Origin of the sequence: Paenibacillus sambharensis (assembly GCF_003233845.1) — a bacterium.
In the GTDB taxonomy this organism is placed as follows: domain Bacteria; phylum Bacillota; class Bacilli; order Paenibacillales; family Paenibacillaceae; genus Paenibacillus_I; species Paenibacillus_I sambharensis.
This window is the reverse complement of sequence record NZ_QKRB01000051.1, coordinates 81,492-105,091: the sequence shown is the minus strand read 5'-3', so window position 1 is coordinate 105,091 and position 23,600 is coordinate 81,492. Positions and strand designations below refer to the sequence as shown.

Annotated in this window: 24 protein-coding genes and 1 pseudogene; 14 read left to right on the top strand and 11 right to left on the bottom strand. The window is 52.4% G+C overall.

Going from position 1 to position 23,600, the window contains the following annotated elements; genetic code table 11:
• Positions 1 to 709: 709 nt before the first annotated feature.
• Genes DNH61_RS16850 through DNH61_RS16840 form a run of 3 tightly spaced genes read right to left on the bottom strand, consistent with a single transcriptional unit; the run spans position 710 to position 4,087 of the window.
• Positions 710 to 1,888, bottom strand: coding sequence for a glycoside hydrolase family 130 protein (locus DNH61_RS16850; RefSeq protein WP_111147853.1), 1,179 nt, complete (start codon positions 1,886 to 1,888; stop codon positions 710 to 712).
• A gap of 13 nt (positions 1,889 to 1,901) precedes the next feature.
• Entirely contained in the window at positions 1,902 to 3,122 is a 1,221-nt protein-coding gene (locus DNH61_RS16845; RefSeq protein WP_111147852.1) for an AGE family epimerase/isomerase, read from the bottom strand.
• Between the two features lie 14 nt (positions 3,123 to 3,136).
• Positions 3,137 to 4,087 carry a glycoside hydrolase family 113 gene (locus DNH61_RS16840; RefSeq protein WP_425452266.1) on the bottom strand — a complete coding sequence of 317 codons (951 nt, stop codon included), beginning with the start codon at positions 4,085 to 4,087 and terminating at the stop codon, positions 3,137 to 3,139.
• Between the two features lie 370 nt (positions 4,088 to 4,457).
• Here DNH61_RS16840 and DNH61_RS16835 point away from each other — a divergent pair, with 370 nt between their 5' ends.
• From DNH61_RS16835 to DNH61_RS16820, 4 genes are all read left to right on the top strand, one after another.
• Positions 4,458 to 5,765: an ABC transporter substrate-binding protein gene (locus tag DNH61_RS16835; RefSeq protein ID WP_111147850.1), complete on the top strand. Its 1,308-nt coding sequence runs from the start codon at positions 4,458 to 4,460 to the stop codon at positions 5,763 to 5,765.
• Positions 5,766 to 5,870: 105 nt separating this feature from the next.
• Positions 5,871 to 6,755, top strand: coding sequence for a carbohydrate ABC transporter permease (locus DNH61_RS16830; protein ID WP_111147849.1), 885 nt, complete (start codon positions 5,871 to 5,873; stop codon positions 6,753 to 6,755).
• 2 nt (positions 6,756 to 6,757) lie between these two features.
• Positions 6,758 to 7,588 (top strand): carbohydrate ABC transporter permease, encoded by an 831-nt coding sequence (locus DNH61_RS16825; RefSeq protein WP_111147848.1) that lies wholly within the window; start codon positions 6,758 to 6,760, stop codon positions 7,586 to 7,588.
• A gap of 135 nt (positions 7,589 to 7,723) precedes the next feature.
• Positions 7,724 to 8,470, top strand: coding sequence for a response regulator (locus DNH61_RS16820; RefSeq protein ID WP_111147847.1), 747 nt, complete (start codon positions 7,724 to 7,726; stop codon positions 8,468 to 8,470).
• Positions 8,471 to 8,540: 70 nt separating this feature from the next.
• Here DNH61_RS16820 and DNH61_RS16815 read toward each other — a convergent pair whose 3' ends face one another.
• Positions 8,541 to 8,876 carry a LytTR family transcriptional regulator DNA-binding domain-containing protein gene (locus DNH61_RS16815; RefSeq protein ID WP_111147846.1) on the bottom strand — a complete coding sequence of 112 codons (336 nt, stop codon included), beginning with the start codon at positions 8,874 to 8,876 and terminating at the stop codon, positions 8,541 to 8,543.
• Positions 8,877 to 9,068: 192 nt separating this feature from the next.
• Between DNH61_RS16815 and msrA the strand changes: the two genes are divergently transcribed.
• A complete protein-coding gene (gene msrA / locus DNH61_RS16810) occupies positions 9,069 to 10,070 on the top strand; it encodes a peptide-methionine (S)-S-oxide reductase MsrA (RefSeq protein WP_111147845.1) in 1,002 nt (333 codons plus the stop codon).
• Positions 10,071 to 10,176: 106 nt separating this feature from the next.
• On the opposite strand, the gene DNH61_RS16805 is transcribed toward msrA, so the two are convergent.
• The gene (locus DNH61_RS16805; RefSeq protein ID WP_111147844.1) at positions 10,177 to 10,611 is read right to left on the bottom strand and encodes a pyridoxamine 5'-phosphate oxidase family protein; all 435 of its coding nucleotides are present in this window, start codon (positions 10,609 to 10,611) and stop codon (positions 10,177 to 10,179) included.
• A gap of 154 nt (positions 10,612 to 10,765) precedes the next feature.
• Here DNH61_RS16805 and DNH61_RS16800 point away from each other — a divergent pair, with 154 nt between their 5' ends.
• Entirely contained in the window at positions 10,766 to 12,691 is a 1,926-nt protein-coding gene (locus tag DNH61_RS16800; RefSeq protein WP_111147843.1) for an MHYT domain-containing protein, read from the top strand.
• 138 nt (positions 12,692 to 12,829) lie between these two features.
• On the opposite strand, the gene DNH61_RS16795 is transcribed toward DNH61_RS16800, so the two are convergent.
• From DNH61_RS16795 to mnmL, 4 genes are all read right to left on the bottom strand, one after another.
• Entirely contained in the window at positions 12,830 to 13,801 is a 972-nt protein-coding gene (locus DNH61_RS16795; protein ID WP_111147842.1) for a type I phosphomannose isomerase catalytic subunit, read from the bottom strand.
• 125 nt (positions 13,802 to 13,926) lie between these two features.
• On the bottom strand, positions 13,927 to 14,319 hold the full coding sequence (locus DNH61_RS16790; protein ID WP_111147841.1) for a VOC family protein: 393 nt from the start codon (positions 14,317 to 14,319) through the stop codon (positions 13,927 to 13,929).
• 58 nt (positions 14,320 to 14,377) lie between these two features.
• Positions 14,378 to 14,965, bottom strand: coding sequence for a tRNA 5-(aminomethyl)-2-thiouridylate-methyltransferase MnmM (gene mnmM / locus DNH61_RS16785; protein ID WP_111147840.1), 588 nt, complete (start codon positions 14,963 to 14,965; stop codon positions 14,378 to 14,380).
• Positions 14,965 to 15,930 (bottom strand): tRNA modification radical SAM protein MnmL/YtqA, encoded by a 966-nt coding sequence (gene mnmL, locus DNH61_RS16780; protein WP_245948216.1) that lies wholly within the window; start codon positions 15,928 to 15,930, stop codon positions 14,965 to 14,967. The genes mnmM and mnmL overlap by 1 nt, the downstream gene beginning before the upstream one ends.
• Positions 15,931 to 16,321: 391 nt before the next feature.
• Between mnmL and DNH61_RS16775 the strand changes: the two genes are divergently transcribed.
• Both DNH61_RS16775 and trmB read left to right on the top strand, forming a co-directional pair.
• Entirely contained in the window at positions 16,322 to 16,522 is a 201-nt protein-coding gene (locus DNH61_RS16775) for a hypothetical protein (RefSeq protein ID WP_111147839.1), read from the top strand.
• Positions 16,523 to 16,642: 120 nt separating this feature from the next.
• A pseudogene (gene trmB / locus DNH61_RS16770) lies at positions 16,643 to 17,413 on the top strand (tRNA (guanosine(46)-N7)-methyltransferase TrmB); the annotation flags it as partial.
• A gap of 40 nt (positions 17,414 to 17,453) precedes the next feature.
• Here trmB and DNH61_RS16765 read toward each other — a convergent pair.
• Positions 17,454 to 18,038 carry a phosphatase PAP2 family protein gene (locus DNH61_RS16765; protein ID WP_245948215.1) on the bottom strand — a complete coding sequence of 195 codons (585 nt, stop codon included), beginning with the start codon at positions 18,036 to 18,038 and terminating at the stop codon, positions 17,454 to 17,456.
• A gap of 270 nt (positions 18,039 to 18,308) precedes the next feature.
• Between DNH61_RS16765 and DNH61_RS16760 the strand changes: the two genes are divergently transcribed.
• The 6 genes from DNH61_RS16760 to DNH61_RS16735 all read left to right on the top strand — a co-directional run bounded on the left by DNH61_RS16760 (position 18,309) and on the right by DNH61_RS16735 (position 23,037).
• Positions 18,309 to 19,487 (top strand): glycosyltransferase family 4 protein, encoded by a 1,179-nt coding sequence (locus tag DNH61_RS16760; RefSeq protein WP_111147837.1) that lies wholly within the window; start codon positions 18,309 to 18,311, stop codon positions 19,485 to 19,487.
• 305 nt (positions 19,488 to 19,792) lie between these two features.
• Complete coding sequence (locus DNH61_RS16755; protein ID WP_111147836.1) at positions 19,793 to 21,034, top strand: glycosyltransferase family 2 protein; 1,242 nt, start codon at positions 19,793 to 19,795, stop codon at positions 21,032 to 21,034.
• Between the two features lie 254 nt (positions 21,035 to 21,288).
• Positions 21,289 to 21,837, top strand: coding sequence for a translation initiation factor IF-3 (gene infC, locus DNH61_RS16750; RefSeq protein WP_111147835.1), 549 nt, complete (start codon positions 21,289 to 21,291; stop codon positions 21,835 to 21,837).
• A gap of 39 nt (positions 21,838 to 21,876) precedes the next feature.
• Positions 21,877 to 22,077, top strand: coding sequence for a 50S ribosomal protein L35 (rpmI, locus tag DNH61_RS16745; RefSeq protein ID WP_111147834.1), 201 nt, complete (start codon positions 21,877 to 21,879; stop codon positions 22,075 to 22,077).
• A 47-nt stretch (positions 22,078 to 22,124) separates the two neighbouring features.
• Positions 22,125 to 22,490 (top strand): 50S ribosomal protein L20, encoded by a 366-nt coding sequence (gene rplT / locus DNH61_RS16740; protein WP_111147833.1) that lies wholly within the window; start codon positions 22,125 to 22,127, stop codon positions 22,488 to 22,490.
• 190 nt (positions 22,491 to 22,680) lie between these two features.
• The gene (locus DNH61_RS16735; protein WP_111147832.1) at positions 22,681 to 23,037 is read left to right on the top strand and encodes a hypothetical protein; all 357 of its coding nucleotides are present in this window, start codon (positions 22,681 to 22,683) and stop codon (positions 23,035 to 23,037) included.
• On the opposite strand, the gene DNH61_RS16730 is transcribed toward DNH61_RS16735, so the two are convergent.
• The gene (locus tag DNH61_RS16730) at positions 23,034 to 23,522 is read right to left on the bottom strand and encodes a GNAT family N-acetyltransferase (protein WP_181438751.1); all 489 of its coding nucleotides are present in this window, start codon (positions 23,520 to 23,522) and stop codon (positions 23,034 to 23,036) included. The genes DNH61_RS16735 and DNH61_RS16730 overlap by 4 nt on opposite strands.
• Between the last annotated feature and the right edge of the window lie 78 nt (positions 23,523 to 23,600).

Sequence of the window (23,600 nt, the reverse complement as noted above, 5' to 3'; positions counted from 1 at the left end):
TATGTATGATTATAACGATAGTGTGCGGAGAAACCAAGGTGAAAATTATAAGGTCGGTGCTATAAGTTAGGCGGTGACTAATCAACGACGACTAATCAATAAGGAAATCTGCTGCTAATCCTGAGAGCTACAGGCTATTCCCATGGAGAAGCATACCGCCGGTTACTAGTAGAAAGCGATAGAATGGAAGTACAGACAAGAAAGCAGTGATCGGGAGCAAGCACAACATCAAGTGTAGAGCAGGTTTACTTGAAACCAGTTACAGGTTATAGTGGAATAAGATGGTGAAGTGACGCGGCCTGGGATCCGCGAAATATTCGTTATCAAGAAGGGTCTGGCAGCCTGCTGAAGTGATCCTACAAGCAGGGCATTTAGCAGAGTAGTTTCTCAAAACTATCAAATGGAGGTCCAATCATGAGATGGCTTAGAAGGAATTGGTGGTTTGTACTGGTTGCCGTATTCCTCGGGTACTGGCTGTTCATGGCTGCAATAGCCAGCTGGTGGTTAAACGGGGATTGGGGAGGATGAGGGGTTGTTTCCAGCAATTTTGCCGGAAGCAGCCTCTTCTATTTACTAAAGCAATCTCATCCTACAGCCAGAAGCAGCCTCATCCTGCTGTATGAGCAATCTAGTCTTGTACTGTCTGAGGATCTAGTCCTGTACTGTATGAGCAATCTCATCCTATGCTGTTTAAGCAGCCTATCCCTTATTACTTTAAATAAGCGAGGTTTCGGTCAATCAGTTCGATACGCTGCTGCACGCAGGCATAAGAGCGCAGCGGGTCCTCTGGCGTATTCATAACGTAGTCGAGCAGTCTATCGACTGTCGAGGTGGCGACATGACAGCGGGTATCCGAAGAGGCGTAGTAGATATACACGTCGCCGTTGTCGCGGGCAATGACACCATTGCAGAAGACAACGTTCGAGACATCGCCGATCCGCTCGATTCCTTCGGGAGCAATGAAATGACCGCCTGGGCGATGGGTAACCTGGTAAGGCTTGTCCAGATCCGAGAGAAAGGCATACAGCACATAGCGCAGACCGGCGGCCGTATTGCGGACGCCATGCGCGATATGAAGCCAGCCCTTGTCGGTCTTGATCGGAGCAGGCCCTTGGCCGTTCTTCACTTCCTTGATCGTATGGTAATGGCGCTCATCGATAATGATTTCCTGCTTCACCTCGGCATTCTCGATGGAATCCGATAACCCCCAGCCAATGCCTCCGCCTGACCCCGTATCAATAAAACCGTCCTGCGGGCGTGTGTAGAAGGCGTACTTCCCGTCGATAAATTCCGGATGCAGTACAACGTTGCGCTGCTGGTTGGAACCGGTCTTCAGATCGGCGAGCCGTTCCCAGCTCTTCAAATCCTTCGTGCGCGCTATGCCACATTGGGCGATAGCGCTCGACAGGTCGCCGCGCGGCGCATCCGGGTCTTTGCGCTCCGTGCAGAACAGGCCGTATATCCAGCCGTCCTCATGCTGGACCAGACGCATGTCATAGACATTGACGTCCGGATCATCCGTCTCCGGCATGACGACCGGGTGATCCCAGAACCGGAAGCCGTCTACGCCACTTCTGCTCTCGGCAATGGCAAAGAATGACTTGCGGTCATCGCCTTCAACGCGGGCAACCAGATAAAACTTCCCATTCAGCTCAATAGCGCCTGGGTTAAACACACAGTTAATGCCGAGCCTTTCCATGAAGTGGGGGTTGGTTGCGGGATTGAAGTCATAACGCCAGATCAGAGGAGCATGCTGTGCAGTAAGCACAGGGTCTCGGTACCTGTCATAGACACCATTGCCTAGTGGTTCCTTCTCATTCCTGCGGGCCAGAAGCTCTTCGTACTGCTCTGTCAGCTGCTGCTTGCGCGATTGAAACAGATTGTTCATTGTAGTCATCCTCCTATTCATTTCCTGTATAATTGCCAAGACGTTGGATCATCTCGAAGCAGGCTCTGCCGTTGTGGTAAGGACATTTCCATGCGCTCACCTTAGCATGACCTTCGGTAGGTACGCCGTCTCGGGTCACACTCCAGAACCATTCCCCATTATCCTTATCCACGATATACTGCCGGATGAATTGCCATGACGCCTGAGAGGCTTCAAGGTACTTAAGATCACCAGTCATCTGATAGGCATTGTAAAATCCGATGACTGCCTCGGCTTGCGGCCACCAGTCTTTATCCGTGTCGACATAGCCGGTGGAGTCGGCCTCATTCAGCATCCCGCCATCGGGGTCCACTCCCTCGTTCAGCGCTGCCTCAGCCATCCGGACGGCCATCCGCTTGACCTCCAGGAGCAGCTCTTCATCTCCGAGGACCTCAGCAGCTTCTACTAGCAGCCAGCTGCCCTCAATGTCATGACCATAGGAAATATGGTCAGACTTGCTCACCCACTGTTCGTCGAAGAACAGCTTGAAATGAGCGGTATTCCTGTCAATGATGTGCTTCAATGTTACCTCGACCAGCTCCCTTAGGGAGCTGCGAAGCTCCTCAGACGGCCATACACGGAAGAGGTTGGTGTAGCCTTCCAGCACGTGGAGATGCGTGTTCATGGACTTCTTCTCGTTCAAGTCCTTGCCGCTGAGGCTGAGGTTATCCGTCTGGGACCAGTCCCGGGCCAAGGCCTCCACATAACCTTTATTGACCGGATCATAGCTGTGCTTCTCCAGCAGCCGGAACAGCTCAATCGCCAGATTAAGCGCTTCGTGCCTGCCGGCCGCACGGTAATATTCGGACAGCGCGTAGATCATGAACGCCTGCCCGTACACCTGCTTCTTATCTTCCGTCGGATTCCCTTGAGGACTTACCATCCAGAAGAGCCCGCCATGCTCACGGTCAATGAAGTGACCGGTCAAATACTGATACGCCCGCTCGGCAGTCGCAAGGAAACGTTCATCCTTGTAGATGCGGTAGGCGGAAGCGAAGGTCCACAGTATGCGGGTATTCAGCACAAGACTCTTGTCCGCCTGCCGGTTCACCTGCATAGTCTGAGCTATTTCCCCGAGGAAACCCCCGTGCTCTTCATCCCGTGTATGCGTCATCCAGAATGACAAAATATTCTCCTGCAGCTCTTGTTCAATCTCAGCAATCCAGTTATTACGCCAGTCGGCCGGGCTGCTCATCTTCACGACACCTCCTAATCACTTGTTTTCCTGGTATAGTACTGCGCAATTACGGATTCGGCCTGCTTGCCATACATGCAGTAATCATCATTGGCGGAAGCATCGCTTAGATCATATAAGCGCGGCGGCCAATCCCAGAGCATGAACCCGCTCACCCAGCCGCGGCGGTCACAGCTTGTGAACATGGTCTCATAATAACGCTTCTGGACTTCCTCATCCGGCGATCCCTGTAACCCCCAATCGTTCGGGAGATGCTCAGACCCTGTGCGGCTGGGAACTCCCGCTTCCATGAAGAAGAATTGCTTGCCATGATGCTTTACAACTGCTTCAATCCGGTCAAGCTGCTCTTCCCATGCAGCAATCGGGTAGTAGCCGCTGGAGGAGATGATGTCTACCGCGTCCCACCATTTCACATGATCCTCCTGATACTTGTCACAATTGTAGGTAATCGGCCCGGAGTAAACATTACGGACCTTAGCAATCAGCTCGCGCCATTCCAGCTCCCGCCTGTCGGTCTGGACCATCTCGCAGCCGATGCAGAATAGCTCGCAGCCGGTTTCTTCGGCAATTGCAGCATAGTGAAGGATGAACGCCTCATAAGCGGCAAACCACTCGGACCATTTGGGTTCACAGGGCACATCCATGTCGAAGAAGTTAATATGGGCCCGCCATGTCCCGTTACGGACATTGACAACGGGCTTCAGCACAACCTTTAGCCCCATGCTTTTCGCTTTGCGGATGGCCCATATCACCTCATCATCTGTTACGGTAGGCGCTTCCCAGTAAGGAATCTCCGTCGACTGCGGGTGCTCCTGCAAAGCGCCGAAGGCAATCGCTGTCCAGTTCACATTGAGCCTCTGCTTCATCAGCTCCATGGATTTCTCAGCTTTACCATTTCCCCATGTACCCCGGACCCCGGTCCAGCCCCAGGTCATACCGGCTATGTAGGGATCTAGTTTCTTCATGCTCATCACTCCTGTCTGAATGCCGGGCCTAGCAGGTAAAGAAGTGCCAGACAATCTAGTTTTGTTTGTTTTGTTAGTTAATATAGGATACCTGTTATCATAAGTTACCATCAATGTTCTCATTTTGACAAGATTACAGCTTTATTTAGCTGTTTTAGTAGAGGGGGATATGAATAATGGACGGTATGATGGTACTTGTTCCCCTAGTATAAACGCTTACAGACATATTTGTTAGCAAAATTTTATGGTTTTGCAAAATGGTAAACTGAAGACCAGAAAAGAAAATACAGACCATTTAAAGTGAGTATATTGTCAGATATAATCGAAATGTAAACGTTAACAACACAAATCGTTATAGGGGGCAAGAATAATGAGAAATATCATTTCGTTAGCTATGATTATTGTGCTTACACTAACTTTATTATCTGCTTGCAGTGGTGGAAACAACAATTCGAACACCCCAAGCAACCCGCCTGCAGGCGAGTCGGGCAGTAATGAAGGCGCGCAGGCGGCCGGCAGCGGAGACATTAAGGGTGAGCTGGTCTTCCTGACGAACCGGACAGATATGGTCGGCAAGCAGTATGCGGATTACGAGAAGCGCTTCGAGGAGCAGTACCCGGAAGTGGACCTTAAATTTGAAGCGATTCAGGATTACGAGAAAAATATGAAGATCCGGATCTCCTCCGGCAGCTTCCCAGATGTTGTACTGATCGGGCCAGGAATTGCAAACGCGGAGCTGCCGAAGTACTTTGCACCTCTTGATGATATCGAGTTCTCCGGCGACATCTGGTTCGCTGAGTCGAAAGCGTCGGAAGGCAAGATGTACGGCGTATCCTCCGGCAACAGCACAGTAGGCATCGTGTACAACAAGAAGGCATTCGAGCAAGCTGGTATTACAGAGGTTCCGAAGACATGGGATGAGTTCTTGGCAGCAGCCCAGAAGCTTAAGGATGCCGGCATCGTGCCGCTGGCTTCTAACTTCAAGGACAAGTGGCCGCTGGGCGCATGGGTGTATGATGTGCCAACGATGATCAGCGCGGACCCGAATCATCAGAACGAGCGGGCCGAGACGGATACGCCATATACCATGGACAACGTGTACGGCCAGTCCTGGAGCATGCTGCGTGAGCTGAAGGAGAAGGGATATCTGGAGAAGGACATTAATTCCACGAACTGGGAGCAGTCCAAGAAGGCAGTGGCACAGGGCGATTTTGCCATGTATCTGCTCGGCAACTGGGTCATTAACCAGGTAATCGAGAATGGCGCTGCATCCGAAGATATCGGCTTCTTCCCGTTCCCGGCTGATAACTCTGGCGAGCTTAAAGCACCACTTAACCCGGATTGGTTCTATGCGGTGAACAAGGAAGGCAATGTCGCGGCAGCCAAGGCATTTGTCCAGTGGATGATTGAAGATTCGGGCTATGATGAGTTTGCCGGGTTCATACCGACCTTGAAGGATAAGGAAGCAAGTCTGGCTCAGCTGAAGGAATTCCAGGGCTATAATCCGCAGATGATTGAGGCAGGTCCTCCAAGCTCGGAGGCTACCGAAATCCAGAACAAGGCGCAGATTGATCAGGAAGCGGCTGTGCAGGAATTCGTTCTTGCCAAAGATCCGCAGACGATTCTGGATAAGCTGAACGAGCAGTGGGCGAAAGCGAAGAAGTCGCTCGGCTACTAAGGAATCTTGGCCTTAGTCCAGACGGGCAGCCAGGCAAAGTGGATTATCCCGCTGCGGTAATCCACTTTGCGCTTTCATACACGAATTGGGAGAGGAGAGAGCCATATGCTCAGCAGACTTTCGTTTGGCGTACAGAGAAAAATCGTTATCATCGGCTTTATTATGATTCCGCTTGTCCTGCTGCTGACATTCGCCTATTACCCGGCTCTTGAGCTGATCAGACTCAGCTTTACGAACTGGGACGGGCTCAGCCCTGACATGCAGTGGGTGGGGTTTGAGAACTACCGGGAGGTCTTCCGCAACCCCGAGATCTTCGGCGTTTTCTGGCACAACCTGGCTTACTTTGTAATTGGCATCATTCAGAACATACTAGCAATTTACTTCGCGGTCATTCTGAACAGCAGGCTTAAGGGCAAGCACTTTTTCCGGCTGCTGTTGTTCCTGCCCTACATACTGAACGGCGTGGCGGTTGCTTATCTGTTTGGCTATGTATTTGATACGACGCAGGGTTCGCTCAACCTGTTCCTCGGCTCGCTTGGGCTGCCGTCTGACACCAGCTGGCTGGGGAGTGAGAGCTTCGTCAACTATACCCTTGCTTCGATTGGTCTGTGGCGGTACATGGGCTTTAACATGGTCATCTACTTGGCGGCTCTGCAGTCGATCCCGGCCGATATCTATGAGGCGGCATCCATTGACGGGGCCAGCGGCTGGCAGAAGTTCCGCTTCATCACACTGCCGAACATTTACCGGATTATCGAGCTGAACCTGTTCCTGACTGTTACGGGAGCGCTGGAGGTATTTGATATTCCATTCGTTCTGACTAACGGCGGTCCGGCAGGGGCGAGTGAAACCTTCGTGATGAAAATCATTGAGACGGCCTTCCAGTTCAACAACTACGGGCTGGCCTCAGCCATGAGTGTTGTCCTGCTCGTTATTGTGGTCGCTGTGCTTTCCATACAGCGTTATTTCTTGAACAGGGGGGATCAGTAAACATGGGCAACGAGAATAAGATCTGGACGGGTTTGAAGTACCTGTCTCTGCTGCTTGCCGTGTTTGTCGTCCTGTTCCCTCCTTATGTAATTGTGGTCAATGCATTTAAGACAAAGGACGAGTTTTTCAACAAAACCTCCCTGCAGCTTCCCGAGAGCTTTGTAAACTTCGGCAACTTTGTGGAAGCCTTCCGGCAGGCGGATATGGGGACGGCATTCGGCAACACGTTAATTATTGTCGTCGTGACCCTGCTGCTGAATATTCTGCTGGGTTCAGCCTTCTGTTATGCGGTGGGGCGGTTTCAATTCAGGTTCAGAGGGCTGCTCGTCGGGCTCTTCCTGTTCGCGACGATCATTCCGCAGATTACGACCCAGGTCGTTAACTACAAGACCATTCTGTCGCTTGGCCTGACCAACAATCTGATGGGACCCGTGCTGCTGTATATCGGCGCCGATATCCTGCAGATTTATATTTACCTGCAGTTCATCCGGAATATTCCCTATGAGCTGGATGAGAGCGCGCTGCTGGAGGGAGCGTCCCTGTTCCGTATTTATGCCACTATCATCTTCCCGCTGCTGGCTCCGGCCACAGCTACGATTGTGATACTGAAGACGATTAACATCTATAATGATATGTTTGTGCCGTTCCTGTATCTTCCAAGAGCTGAGCATGTAGTGGTATCCACATCGCTTATGCGATTCTTCGGCACGAACAGCGGAGATTGGCAGATGGTATCATCGGCCATCCTGATCATCATGATTCCGACTGCGGTCATGTACTTGTTCCTGCAGCGTTATATCTTTGCCGGCGTAACCAATGGAGCTGTCAAATAACCGGCTGGGCCTTAACTAGGCGTAAGGCTTGCGGGCTGTCTGCCTTCGCCTCTGCCGCTTCTCCATAAGAATCCGGTTGCAGGCCGCTGCCATTTCCGGCACACTTGGCAATAGAGGAAGAAGGAGGACGGGAGCATGAAGATCATGCTGGTGGATGACGAAGACGTGATCCGGCTTGGGCTCGGCAAGATCATTTCCCGGATGGATATCGGCTCGGAGCTGATCGGTTCATACGCGAACGGAGAAGAGGCCTGGGAGCATCTGTCCCGGCTGCAGGAACGGGAGCTTGATCTGCTTATCACGGATATTAAGATGCCTATGATGGATGGGCTGACACTTATTGAGAAGGTCAGGGAGCGCGAGCTCCGGGTACATATTGTCGTCTTGAGCGGATTCGGCGAATTCGAATATGCGCGTACTGCCCTTCGTCACGGTGTGCTGGATTATCTGCTGAAGCCTGTAGACAAGGAACAGCTGCATGAGCTGCTGCTGCGGGTGAGCAAGGAACGCAATCAAGCTCCTGAATATATGGAAGAGGACGGCGACCATTACGCAGTCGAACAGGTTCGGGCTATTTTGGATAAGGAATACGGGCAGCCCTTCGAGCTGGAGCGTCTGGCCGAGCAGGTCGGCATGAATGCCAGCTACTTGAGCAGATTGTTCAAGAACAAGACGGCTATGACGATCACCGACTACCTGATTCATATCCGGATTGATAAGGCGAAGGCGCTATTGCTTGATAACCCGAGCCTGAAAAATTATGAGATCGCCCAATATGTGGGCTATCACGACCCGGTATATTTTAACAAGCTGTTTAAGAAGATGGTGGGGATGACCCCGCGGGATTATAAGGAGAAGAAGAGCACGGGCAGGCTCCCTTAAAGCAAACAGGACACCGGACCCTTGAGGATCCGAGTGTCCTGCTGCCGGCTGGAGTAGAGAATGAATGGAGTTATCGGGCAGAAGATATCAGACTGCGCAGTGTTTGCTGGTTTCGCTTGGAAACCGGGAGGCTCTTGGATTCAGGGCCTTTCTCACCGAAATAGAGACGGTCGTTCTCGATGTCTGCAATTCTTCCGATATTGACGTAACAGTCGCTGCCTACCTTGAAGAAGCTTGCATCATGAATCAATTCCTGAATTTGCTCCCCGGTCATTCTTTTGCGGATATTATAATTAGTCCCGTGGAAGCATACTAGTCCGGGTGCGCCTAACCGGAAGAAGATGACATCCTTCTTGATATCCAGATCCTCATACCGGTTGCGGGCGTCCAGTGCTACACTCATCATTGGTGAGTCCCCCTTAAGAAATGATTGATAGCGCTTTCATTATAGCACAGCTGTTTTTGTAATGGAAGCGTTATCTTGGAGAAATAATTGGTCATATTTAATGGGCCATGTCCCGGATTAGAGGGGTGGGGTGGAATCGGGGGAGCTTATTCCTCTATAATAGAGGAAATAATGCGAAGGAGGCGTGCCGATATGCAGCAGCATTCGAATGAATCTCAGAGGACCGGTGAAGCATCCGCTCAAGCAGCCGAGCTTGCCACTTTCGCGGGCGGCTGTTTCTGGTGCATGGTTTCCCCGTTCGAGGAAATGCCGGGTATCCTGAAGGTTGTATCCGGGTATACGGGCGGGCATAAGCCGAATCCCACTTACGAGGAAGTATGCTCGGAGACAACAGGCCATGCGGAGGCCGTTCAGATCACATACAATCCCGCTGTGTTTCCTTACCGGAAGCTCCTGCAGCTGTTCTGGCAGCAGATTGATCCGACCGATGCAGGCGGGCAGTTCTTTGACAGGGGACATTCCTACCGGACGGCGATCTTCTATCATACGGAGCAGCAGAGACAGGAGGCGGAAGCCTCCAAAGCCGAGCTTGAGGCGAGCGGAAGGTTTGACGGTCCGATTGTGACGCCAATTGAACCGGCTTCCGAATTTTACCCGGCAGAAGATTATCATCAGCAGTTCTACAAGAAAAATCCGAAGCGGTATAACAGCTACCGCCAGGGCTCGGGCCGCGATGCTTTCATTGAGAAGCATTGGCGGGTAGAGAAGGACCTTGAGCAGCTGCGCCGGGAGCTTACGCCAATGCAGTACAGGGTGACTCAGGAGAATGGCACCGAGCCTGCCTTCCAGAATGAGTTCTGGGATGCCAAGGGGGAAGGAATTTACGTTGACATCGTATCAGGCGAGCCGCTGTTCAGCTCACTCGATAAATACGATTCCGGCTGCGGCTGGCCAAGCTTCACCAAACCGCTCGTCAAGACGCATGTAGGGGAGAAGATGGATCTCAGCCACGGCATGGTACGGGTGGAGGTTCGCAGCAAGTACGGGGATTCCCACCTTGGACACGTGTTCCCGGATGGACCCAAGGAGCAGGGCGGACTGCGTTATTGCATCAACTCGGCTGCACTGCGCTTTATCCCGAAGGAAGACCTGGAGAAGGAAGGGTACCCTGAGTATCTGGCTTTGTTTGAATAGTCATGGAAAAACCCCGGGCAGTCCGCTGCCCGGGATCCGTGTCGTTGCAGGACAGTCCCTTCATAGAAGAGCTGCCTGGCCTGTTACATATGGTTAAAAGGACTATTTAACGTACGCCTGCCTTCTCGCGTTCCCAGATCCGGCGTTCGCTGCCTTTTTCCGTAAACTCGATCCGGACCGGGTCGATATCCAGGATTACATAGTCCGGGTCATCCGGGCCATAGAACCAATGCTTGAGATCCTCTCTCCAGACCTTAGCCCGCAGGGACTCGTCCTTGGATATACTGCAGGTGCCTTCAATTTCCACCACATCAGATGGCCACGAGCCATCGTAGCCAAAGAGCAGGTAGACATTAGGATTTGCTTCAAGCTCATCGACTTTTTGAGTCTTCCGGCTTGTAGCCAGGTGAATATTCAGCCCTTCATGAAACAAGGCCATATACCTTACTTTAGGCCTGTTCCCCTCGACGGTTCCGAGTGAACAGTATTGGTGACGGTCCAGTGCTGCGGAGATGCGTGCTTCGAGCTCCTTCTTTTCCATGGCAGAAACCTCCTTGTAATGAACCTCTTTTCACACCAATATTGTACCCTGCAGGTATGGGAATGAACCGTAGGACCTATTTCCTGAACAGTCTGCGGCTGTGGTAGAATAGACAATGCCGGGCAACAACTTAATATGCATTTAGGAGGATACAGTGGGACATTACATCCAGGGCACTCATCATACATCTCTTGTTCTCCTGTCACTGTTAATAGCCGTATTCGCGGCTTATTGCTCGTTATATTTATTTGAGAAGGTCAAAGGCTTGAAGGGAGCCGGAAAGGCCGTATGGATCTGCTCCGGTTCAGTCGCCTTAGGCCTTGGAATATGGTCGATGCATTTTGTGGGCATGCTGGCTTATCAGCTGCCTGTGGCACTTGGTTATAATTTTACACTTCTTATCGTATCGATGCTTTTGCCTATGGTAGCCGCAGTTGCGGCTTTTGCCGTTATAACGGGAAGCCGGGGACAATGGTCCCGTCAGCTGGCGGGCGGCTTGTTCGTGGCGCTGGCTGTGGTCGGCATGCACTATACGGGTATGGCCTCCATTCATGTGGCAGCCTCCCAGCACTACGATCCATTACTGGTTTCGTTGTCATTCGTCATCGCACTCTCGATATCGGTATTTGCTTTGCGGGTTGCTGCAGTCTACCACACGGATTCCGGGGGATTGTCCAACAAAACCAAGCTGAAGGCATCCCTGCTCCTGGCTGCGGCTATTGCAGGCATGCATTATACGGGAATGGCGGCCGTCAGCTTTGAGCTCCATCATGGGGCGGACCAGACAACCGGCGGCATGCACGCCATTCAGGAGACCAAGCTTGCACTGCTTATCGGCGGGACAGCGATCGTTATCCTGATTCTGATTGTCTTCGGTCAGATGTTTGACAAGCGCATTGCGCTAAAGCTGGCTGCCTGGAACAAGTACAGATATGATTCTATCTTTGAGCATAATCCTGACATGGTGTGCCTCTTTCATGCGAGCGGGGCAATGATCCGCACGAACCCGGCCGTAAGCCGGATTACCGGCTATGGGGAGCAGGACCTGCTTGGTATGGAATTCCTCAAGCTCCTGAATGAAGCGGACAGGGCGCTTGTACAAGCTGCTTTCGAAGGAGCGCTTAATGGAGAATCACAGACAATCGAGCTTGCGGTTCGTCATGCTGAAGGACATGCCGTGTATCTAAGCACCACTATTGTGCCCTGGCAGCAGTACGGCACCGTTCATGATATCTATACCGTCTCCAAGGATATTACGAAGCGGGTCCAGGCTGAGAAGGCACTGCTCCAGGCAAAGAAGGAAGCGGAAGACGCCCTTCGGGTCAAGAGTGATTTTCTGGCCATTATGAGCCATGAAGTCCGGACGCCTCTTAATGGCGTAATCGGGATGAGCGACCTGCTGATGGAAACAGAGCTGACAGATGAGCAGATGGAGTATGTCCAAATCATTCACACGAGCGGCAGCAGTCTGCTGGCGGTGATGAATGATGTTCTGGATTATTCCAAGCTGGAGTCCGAACGTATGGATCTGTGCTCCGACTGGTTCGACCTTGGCAGTGTAATTCAAGATTCGCTAGATATGTTCAAGTCACAGCTGCTGCAGAAGGATTTGTGGACGAGCGTTGAGATTGACGCCAGCCTAACGGGAGGCGTTGTCGGTGATGAATTGAAGATCAGGCAGATTCTGGTTAACCTGGTCAGCAATGCTGTGAAGTTTACAGAGCAGGGCGGGATCACCATACAAGTGTGGAGGCTGGAAGAGGACGAGGAATCGGAGCAACTCCATGAGACAAGCTCTGATGCTTCCGGTCAGTCATTGATCACCGTATGCTTCCGGATTACGGATACAGGGATTGGCATCGCGCCGGGGGATATTGAGAAGCTGTTCCAGCCTTTTGTTCAGACAGATGCGTCCATTACGAGAAAATATGGCGGCACCGGACTGGGTCTCGCGATATGCCGCAGGCTTGCAGCCTTGATGGACGGAACCATCGCGGTATCCTCCCCGCCGGACGGAGGCTCAGCATTTATGTTCAGCGTGAAATTGAGCCGCGCCACTGGCGGAGCGCATATTGATTAACCAATGAAGCGGCCGAAAGGCAAATAAAAGCACCTGAAGACCCGTCACTCTTAATGAGCCGGGCTTCAGATGCTTTTTATTAATTTACAAATAAAGTTAACAGAAGGCCGCAATGTTCTGTATTAAGACACAACACTATTAAGGCACAACACTGCGGATGACGGTTAAGGAACCGGCCAGCTCGTAGCTGCCGAGATTGGCTGGCAGCAGGAAGCATTCGCCGGCATTCAAGGCCAGTTCGCCGTCTGACCAGGACAGCTTGCCGCTGCCGCCTGCAATGACTAGCACCACGAAGCTTTCGGGTGAGGTGGCAAGCTGTGAGACGCCTTCAATGACTCCTTTTTGCACAAGGAAGTAAGGGGACTCTGCAATGGTGAGCCAGCTTCCAGGGGCAGTATTGTCGGTCTTCATCCGGGCTGCTCCGGAGCCTTCATAGGCGATGACATTAAGAGAATCTTCAATATGCAGCTCACGCAGCTTGCCGTCGAGTCCCGGCCGGTTGTAATCATACAGGCGGTACGTTGTATCGGAGTTCTGCTGAATTTCGGCTACCACGACTCCTGCACAGAGCGCATGGACGGTACCTGCGGGGATATAGAAGGCATCGCCTGCTTCCACCGGCACCTCCTGCAGGCAGTCCATGATTCGTCCTTCCTGAACAGCCGACTCCAGATGCTCACGGGTCACACCGTCCTTGAGGCCGTAGATGATTTTGGCGCCTGGCTTGGCGTCTAATATGTACCACATTTCGGTCTTGCCGAGCTCGCCTTCCGGGAGGCCGCCGTACTGGTCGTTCGGATGGACCTGGACCGACAGGTCGTCATTGCAGTCGAGGAGCTTGATCAGCAGCGGAAAACGGCCGTTCTTCTCGGAGAAGCCTCTGCTCCCGAAGAATTCACGCCCATAAGCCTGACGAATTTCATCGAGTCCCTTGCCGGCTAGCTCGCCGTTGATGACTCTGGTAGTTCCGTTCGGATGATCGCCTATCATCCAGCCCTCTCCAATGGAGCCTTCCGGCAGTTGGAGACCGAATCTCTCCAGTGCTCTGCCGCCCCAAATCCGCTCCTTCATTTCCGGTTTGAACTGCAGGGGATAAGGTCTTACACTCATCGTTTGCACGCTCCTCTATTCAATTCATTTCTATTTATATGATAGCTGGTCCGGGCGGCAAGAGCCGCCGCGGGAACTCTGGATGCTCGTGCGGGTTAACACGCCTGCGGTGCAAGCTGGGAAGGTTACCCGGCAGCAGGCTCAAAGAGTTCAAGCAGTTCGCCATCGGGACCGTAGAAGAAGAAGTACCGGCTGCCGTCGGGCAGTATGGTGATCTCGGTATCACGAAGCGGAATGTCCAGACCCCGCAGCCGTTCTACATCCTGATCGAGATCATCAACCGTAAACGCGATATGATGAACCTTGCCCTCGGCAGGGAGTGCATCGTTGTAGCCTTCAATTAATTCAAGCACGGTCTGATCCGTGTCCTGAAAGCGCAGGAAGGCCAAGCGAATGACGCCATTAGTATGAAGCATGGTCCGTATATGCTGCATGCCGAGCGCTTTGGTATAAAACTCGACAGACGCTTCAATGCTGCGAACCATCAGCCCGACATGCTCAAGCTTGCGAATGGCCATGGTGAATCACTCTCCCATTTTCCAATAATATAACATGCCTAAAAAATATCGCAGCCGCTTATCTGCGCTCTACCGCGATCAGGTAGGGAGCGGCGGGCTTCTGGACCATCCGGTATAGGATGGCTTGTCCGGAAGCTGAAGGCAGCTGTCCTGCCCAGGACAGCACGGCCTCCGCTTCTTCGGCGCCGCCTGAATGACCCGGGTAGACTACAATGGTCAATACGCCGCGCGGGCGCAGAACATCCAGCGAGGCCTGGAGAGCGGCGATAGTGGATTGCGGCTCTGTAATAATCCGCTGCGCTTCCCCGGCATCCTCATTTGGCAGATACCCAAGGTTGAACATGACGGCAGCTGTTTGGCCGTGGCAGTCAGCAGGCAGGTGCCGGAGCAGATGCTCATGACTGTCGAGAATCAGCCTCATGGACTGGGCAGCGGATCCGCATTCGCGATCAACCCGCTGCCGAGCCGTTTGAAGCGCGGCTTCCTGTATGTCAAAGCCGAACACAGTTCCCTTAGGGCCTGTAAGCTTGCAGAGCACTACGGTATCATTACCATTGCCTACGGTTGCATCCACCGCACAGTCACCCGGCTGGACACGCTCCTGAACAAGCTTGTGTGCCATAGCCAGAACAGAGATGAAGCCCATTAGTAGGTCCCCCAGAGCCGCCCCTGCCAGGTCCCGCGGCGCTGAAGCTCATCATCAATCGCATTCAGTACCTCCCACTTCTTGAGGCTCCACATGGGCCCGATGAGCAGCTCGCGCGGCGCATCGCCAGTCAGGCGGTGCACGACCATCTCGGGAGGCAGCAGTTCAAGCGTGTCAGCGATTAAGCTCACGTACTCATCACGGTCCAGAAATCTAAGAAGTCCGGCTTCGTATTGTCTGACCATCGGTGTCTTGCGCATAAGATGGAGCAGGTGAATCTTGATGCCCTGCACGTCCATCTTGGCCACTGCCCGCCCTGTCGCCAGCATCATTTCGTGGCTTTCCTGAGGGAGCCCGTAGATGATATGTGTGCAGACCCGGATGCCGCGAGCTCTCAGCTTGGCTACCGCTTCTTCATAGCATGCCGTATCATGCGCGCGGTTGATCAGGTCCGATGTGGATTCGTGGATCGTCTGCAGCCCCATCTCCAGCCAGAGATAGGTGCGCTCATTGAGCTCCGCGAGATAATCAATGACGTCATCCGGCAGGCAGTCCGGCCGGGTTGCGATGGACAGGCCGACGACGCCGGGCTGCTTCAGAATCGCTTCAAAATATTCACGCAGCTCCTCGACGGGCGCATACGTGTTGGTATAGGCCTGAAAGTAGCCGATGTACGAAGCCTCGGGCCACTTCTGGTGCTGCAGGTCACGGATTTTATTGAACTGGACGACTAGATCGTCCCGGCGGCTCCCGGCAAAATCGCCTGAACCCCTGGCGCTGCAGAAGGTGCATCCGCCTGTTGCGATGCTGCCGTCGCGATTGGGGCAGGTGAAGCCGGCATCAAGCATGACCTTGAATACCTTGCCGCCGAACTGCTCCCTCATTTCATAATTCCAAGTGTGAAACCGTTTATCTCCCCATAAGCGGGGCTCGCCGTGTATATTCGTTGATGCCATTGTTGTCATTGCAAAAGCTCCTTTGTCCGGATTGCTCGGTGAAACGCCAAGGGCAAGCGCAGCTGTAAGCCCTTGGCCCATCAATTATACCTGATAGGAGGCAAACAGTGCCAGCCGCATTGGCGAACAAACCGGTATCAGCGCAGCGGGGAATGCGGCAGGGGCGGGAGGTTTGGCGAACGAATTGTCACCAGGAGAGACGGTTCGTCCGGAACTGGAAATAAAGGCGCAGGCATATTACCTGTAAGCGATTTCAATATTGCTTCACCTTACACTTTATGTTATATTAAAAGTGCGCCAAATCAATAAAAAAACCTTACATCATCTATTTCATGCCACTTGTTATAACGGTGTGCTCAACTGGGAATACTTTATTAAATTACTCGTGAGGTGATGTGTAATGAACCAAGTGAAAATTCCTCAAGGCGATGCCAAAGTTAAGGTTGAACTGACGGTTAAGGAATTGATGGCTCTAACTGGCGTCCGGTTCCATGATAATCATACGATGAAGGTAGCTGCGAAGAAGAAGCTGAATGAGGCGCTGGAAGAGACGTATGAAATCGAGCAGAGCAAGGGCAAGGAAGCAGAGCTGCTGAATTAGGGCAGATACCGGCCGGATCCGTGATCCGGCCTTATTTTTTTGCTGTGGATGGCCGTACAGGCTTTACATTCCCTCCGTTCTTGGGCACAATAAGGACTAGTTTGCAGATGGAGGACGAAGAACATGCGTTTACGTGGGAGAAAAGGAATCCGGGAAACGATTGAGGAACAAAAAGATCTTGTCGTACTGGACGCGGGTCCATTAAAGGGGAAGTGGCATACTTTCTTTGGCAATGACCGGCCGATTTATGTAGAGCTCGGGATGGGTAAAGGCAAATTTATCAGTGAAATGAGCGGGAAGTATCCGCACATCAACTTCATTGGCGTGGATATGTATGATGAGCTGATCCGCCGCGCTAGCGAGAAGGCCCGCCGGGTCTGGGAGGACAAGGGGGAGGACTCTCCGCCAAACCTCGCACTTCTCAGAGCTAACATTGAATTCATCGAAACGATGTTCGAGCCGGGAGAAATTGAACGGATCTTCCTGAATTTCAGTGATCCCTGGCCCAAGAGCAAGCATGCCAGAAGACGGCTGACGCATCACCGGTTCTTGGAGAAGTACAAGGAGCTTCTCAACGAACGGGGGGAAATTCACTTCAAGACCGACTCGCGGTCGCTGTTCGAATTCTCGCTTAACAGCTTTGCCGATATGGAGATCGTACTGCGCAACATTTCGCTCGATCTGCACAAAGACGGACTGCGCGACGACCTGGTCCTGACGGAATACGAATCAAAATTTGTAGAGCGGGGGATGAACATTCACCGGCTGGAAGCGGTCATTGGCGAGGAAGCGCTGCGTGTCCATAGACAGAACAAAGCGGCCGAGCTCGCCGGCAAAGGCGGAGCAGCAGCCGCTGAAGATGAAGACGATAACGCGGATGATACGGAATAATAAGCAGAACAGATAGAATCGTGTTTGAAAGCTGGTGGCATCAAGGCAGCCAGCCGATATAGGATGATCCAAGTGCCGTGGCCGTGCCGAGCAGTCCGCCAACCGCAACATCTGACGGATAATGCAGGCCCAGGTACATCCTTGACCAGGCAACTGACGTGCCGATAATAAAGGCCAGCGGCAGGAGCAGGGGCATCAGGCTTGCTTCAGCCATTAACAGGGGAATCATCCAGGCGAAGACAGCCGTTGTGTGACCGGACGGAAACGAAGGGTCAACCAGCGGCTTTCTGCCTATATTGACCTTCTCCAGCTTCTGATAAGGTCTCAGCCGTTTGAATTTACGTTTTACGATGAAGACGGGAATATGGCTGATTGCGACCGCTGCAAGGCTTTGCCAGCCTGCCGTATTCCATGGGGGCGGCGCCAGCAGTCCCAGCAGCAGGGCGGTTACGAGTGTAAATGTTGCTCCGCCCATATGGGTTACAGTGCCGAGCCATCTTCCAAGCCAGGTATTAACCGAAGCGTTCATAGAGCGCCGGTTCGCCCAGAACAGCATCCGTTGCTCACCGGTTTGCAGCAGGTGGCGGATTCGCTCCATTAATGTCCCTCCGATATTGTTCTTCATGGTCACCTCCATTATAGCCGGCATGTGTTCTCGCCATGTCAACGCCGTATAAAATTCATTACAGAGTCAGAGCTTCACAAGCCCGCTCCTTAATCGTATTCAGTCGTCCCGGCTTCATTATGCAAGGGGCGCGATTTACAAATCTTTAGGATCTATTCACCGGAATTTGATCTGTCTCTAACACATACCCATTACAATACGATTGAAAATGGCTTAGGGTTGCGGACGGCTGAGCTTGTCTGTACAACCGAAGCGAGGGAGGCGACAAGCATGCGATTGGCGTTGTTCACCGACACCTTCGAGCCGGACGTGAATGGTGTAGCGCGGACACTGGGCAGATGGACCGAATATTTACGCAGGCAGGGTGTCCAGGTCAAGGTGTTCGCTCCTGATCCTGTGGGCAGATCCGAGACGTCACCGTCCCACCAGGTGGAAAGGTTCATCAGCCTGCCTTTCTTTCTCTACCCCGAATGCCGGTTGGCGCTCCCGAATCCTATACATCTTCGCAAGACACTCGCATCTTTCAAGCCCACTCTCATCCATGTCGCTACGCCTTTCAACATGGGGCTGTGCGGCATTCACTACGCCAAGAAGCACGATATCCCTCTTATAGCATCATACCATACTCATTTTGATCGTTACCTGCCGTTTTATAATTTACAATGGATGGTTAAGATGTTATGGAGATATATGAACTGGTTTCATCAAGACTGCCGCAAAATCTTTGTCCCGTCCCGCTCGACGCTAACTGACCTGCTTGACAAAGGCTGGCCGGCTGATAAGCTCGAAATATGGAGCAGGGGCATGGATGCCAGGTCCTTTCATCCCAATGTTAACCGGAAGGCATGGCTCGAGGGCCACGGAATTAATGCCGACCGGTACCTCGTTATGTATGCCGGAAGGCTGGCACCCGAGAAAAATGTCGGAATTGCGCTGGATGCCTTCGCGGCTTTTCAAGCCCGCACCAATGCAGATGCCCAGATGGTTGTGGCAGGTGACGGCCCGGCTGCCGAAGCGCTCAAGGAAAGATGCGAGCAGGAGCAGCTGCCGGTCAAATTCCTGGGCTTCCTGAAGGGTCCGGAGCTGCAGCAGTGGTATGCCTCTGCCGACACCTTCCTGTTTCCCTCGCCAACTGAGACCTTTGGCAACGTCGTGTTGGAAGCTATGGCGTGCGGCGCGCCTGTTGTCGTGGCGGATGCCGGAGGGGTAACGGATACTGTTGAGCACATGGTAAACGGGGTTCGCTGCCCGGCGGACCAGCCGGCCGCCTTCGCGGCGGCACTCTCGGAGCTGTATTATAACCGGACACTCCGGCTGAGTCTAGCAGCGAGAGGCCGGGCTTACAGCCTTCGCCAATCCTGGGACTCCATATTTGCCGGTCTGCTGAACCAGTGCAGCCAGGTGGAAGCGGATGGAGGAAGTTCAGTATTTTGTCACATAGGAAAGTAACTTTTTGGGGGACTAATTCGTCTAACTAGGAGAACAATAAAAAAAGCTCAAAAAAGCGTTTTATTGGTGCAAACAACACCAAAAACGGATTGTTAGCCGGTAGTATAGAGAGATAGCTGGCGCTACCTGCTTCAAGCTGACGCTTCTGCGGCTATGCGGCTTTTGACAAAACGACTGATTCCATGGAAAATCAGAAGGGCCGCATGGAAATTATAGAGAAACTAAGCCGCCGCCGTTTTGAACAAAAGAAGCAAGACAAACAGAGAGAGTATAAAAAATGGGGTCTCAAGGGGGCACAACCGAATATGGTCAATGTTTTTCTCGTTATAGCACAGGTTGCGATGGCGTTTGTTGGTGTGTATCAATTTGCAATATCAATGTTCGGCATCGCAAAGCGCAAGCTCCGCAAGGAGCATGCGCCGGCCAAGTCGTTTGCTGTGCTGGTAGCGGCGCACAATGAGGAAGAGGTAGTTGGCGCACTGATCGAAAACCTGCAGAAGCTGGACTATCCGCAGGAGCTGTTTGATATTTTTGTCATTTGCGATAACTGTACGGACGGAACGGCAGAAGTCGTAAGAAGCTACGGCGTGCAGGCATGCGTGAGACAGAATCCGCATCTGCGCGGCAAGGGCCATGCCATTGAATGGATGCTCAAGGAGCTTTGGAGCATGCCCAAAACGTATGATGCTGTCGTCATGTTTGATGCAGATAATCTCGTTAACCGTGATTTTCTTAAGCTGATGAATAATGATCTCTGCGAAGGGCATCAGGTCATCCAGGGTTATCTGGATACGAAGAACCCTTCGGATTCCTGGGTAACAGCGGCATACGGCATTACCTACTGGTACTGCAACCGTCTCTGGCAGCTGTCCCGGACCAACCTCCGCATGGCGAATTTCCTTGGCGGCACGGGCATGTGCTTTGAAGCGAAGCTGCTGAAGGAAATGGGCTGGGGAGCGACGAGCCTGGTTGAAGACCTTGAGTTTACGATGCGCTGCATCAAACGGGGGATTAACCCGGTACTGAATTACGATGCGAAAGTGTACGATGAGAAACCGCTCACGTTCCAGGCATCAGCCCGCCAGCGGCTGCGCTGGATGCAGGGGCACTTCAATGTTGCCCGCCGTTTCTTCTTCCCGCTGCTTTGGCAGAGCATCAAGGAAAGGAACTTTATCAAGTTTGACGCCGCGCTTTATTCTGTCACGGTATATAACGTGCTGATCGGATTTGTGGCAACTATCCTGCTCTGGGCGGACAACCTGATTCCAGCCGACAACCTGTTTGTTTCCATCTATGAGTATTTGCCTACATGGATTATGTTTATTGCGATCTTCGCGGCGCTGATCCAATTCCCGCTTGCGCTTGCCCTGGAGAAGGTGAAGAGCTGGAAGATGTACGCGCACTTGTTCACCCTGCCGTTCTTCCTTCTGTCCTGGTGGCCGATTACGTTTTATGCGTTCTTTACACAGAACAATAAGCAGTGGAGCCACACGAAGCACACGCGGGTTATCCGGCTTGAGGAAGTGCAGAGCAAACAGGTATCCTGATATAAGTGTTGACTTTCCTCTTGGATGCTGGTAAACTATATCAGTACGTGATGAGATACTCTTCATCAGCACAAGCAGAAGCGCCCCGCTTCTCACCTACCCGGCTAGGCCGGATGGTTTGCTAGGATTCGAAGAGGCCGACACAATCTGTGATTACGGATTGAATGCCTAACTACGATGATTGGTAATGGAATGCGGGCCGGATGCGGCTCGCATTTTTTTATTTTAAGTGAGACAGGGTAATAGGTTGATGAATGTGCTCAGACCATTTTTGGAGGTGGAGAACTATTAGCAGAGATCATCAAATTAACGACGAGATCCGGGCAAGGGAAGTACGCCTGGTGGGTCCGGAGGGCGAGCAGATCGGTATTAAGCCGATTCGCGAAGCACTGCAAATGGCTATTGACGCGAACATGGACCTGGTCAATGTAGCTCCGACGGCTAAGCCGCCGGTATGCCGGATTATGGACTATGGCAAGTTCCGTTACGAGCAGCAGAAGAAAGAGAAGGAAGCACGCAAGAACCAGAAGATCGTCGATCTGAAGGAAGTGTGGTTCCGTGCCAATATCGAGGAGCATGACTATCAGGTGAAATACCGCAATGTCGTGAAATTCCTCGGTGAGGGCGACAAGGTGAAGGCATCGGTCCGCTTCCGCGGCCGTGAGATTACCCATGCGTCTATTGGCCAGCGAATCCTGGACCGTCTGTCCAAGGAAGTTGCCGATATCTGTACGGTTGAGCGTGCGCCGAAGCTGGAAGGCCGGAGCATGATCATGATTTTGGCACCGAAGAACAACGCTTAGTATTGACAAGAAAGCCAATGAAGATGGAGGATCATTCAAATGCCAAAGATGAAAACACACAGCAGCTTGAAGGACCGTTTCAAAATTACCGGTACTGGTAAAGTGAAGCGTTACAAAGCATACAGAAACCACCTGCTTTCCGGTAAATCCGGACGTCAGAAGCGCGTTCTGGCTAACCAGCCGCTGATGGCAGCTGGCGACGTAGCTCGTCTGAAGCAAGGTCTTGCACAAATTAAATAAATTCGTTAATTGCACGTATATAGCAGATTCCACAGGAGGGTTTACACATGGCAAGAGTTAAAGGCGGTTTCGTCCGCACACGTCGTCGGAAAAGAATTTTGAAGCTGGCGAAAGGTTATTTCGGTTCCAAACACAGACTGTTTAAAACTGCGAAAGAGCAAGTGATGAAGTCCTTGCTGTACGCATACCGTGACCGCCGTCAGCGGAAGCGCGATTTCCGCAAGCTGTGGATTACGCGTATCAACGCTGCAGCGCGCCAGAACGGCCTGTCTTACAGCAAATTCATGTACGGCCTGAAGCTTGCGGGCGTTGAAGTAAACCGCAAGATGCTGGCTGACCTGGCAGTGAACGATTCGAACGCGTTCAACTCGCTGGCCGGTATCGCCAAAGAAAAAATCAACAACGCTTCTTAATAAGAAGCGCTGTCCGAATACAAGAAGAGACTGCCCATTTACGAATGGTGCAGTCTCTTCTTTTTGCGCCGGCTGTGCCTTGCATCTGTCTATTTTACCGCCCTTTAGCGAGGGAAGGGGGCAGAGGTACAGGAGGAAGGCCTTGCTTCCGAATAGCCTGTAGCACTTGAAGATAAGGAGGCTGCAGGCATTGGCTAAAGTAACGTTGAAGCAGGTGCGAGGACTGGTGGGTAAAGATATCGTCGCCGTACTAAGCAGCGGAGCGAGGGTGAGCGGCAGACTGGAGAGGGTCAGCCGCGGCCGCTTATACGTTAGACCAGCAGGAAAGGGCAAGAAGGTAAGGGTCAAGGCGATTCTTCCGCTGCTGCTGTATGATCTGCTTGCGGTAGGAGGAGCACAGCCTTATACAGGTGCTGGTTATGGCGCTTATGGGGTATATGGCGGATATCCGAACACGTATGCAGGTTACCCGTATGGCGGTGCGCTGCCTTATGGAGGCTATCCATACGGCGGTGCAGTTAACCCGCTGTACCCTTATCCCTATTAATTAGCAGGCAGCAAGCTGGCAGCCAGCTCAGCAAGCGCCGGCAGGGTCTTCGCCAGCTCGAAGCAGGCAAGCTGAGGGTGATAGCGGATCGTCTGGTAACCAAGCCTGTCATAGAAGCGGTGTGCACGCTCGTTCCCATGATCGACAAAGAGCCTGGCTATCCGGCAGCCCTCAGCGATACCGTATGCTTCGCCGATCTCCATCAGCCTTCGGCCAATCCGTTTGCCTTGGCTGGCGGCGCTGACAGCGAGCATATCAACGTGTAATGTATCATCCTCAGCAACGATATGGATAAAGGCGTCTGGTGTTTCGAGTCGTCCTCGACCGCATGAGACGTAGCATTTACCTTCCGACAGCCGGGCAGCCAGCTCGGCGTCGGTCGGTATATTTTCCTCTTGGACCGTGTGGGACAGCGGAATAAGCTCCTTCCGTATAAGCCTGACAACAGCTGTGAAATCCTTATAGGGTTGATATGATCTAATCACAAGGTATTGCCCCCTTGTATAGTAGTCTTGCTCGCTGAGCATTTTCGGGTTTTGATATACTATGTAGCTGCTGCCGGG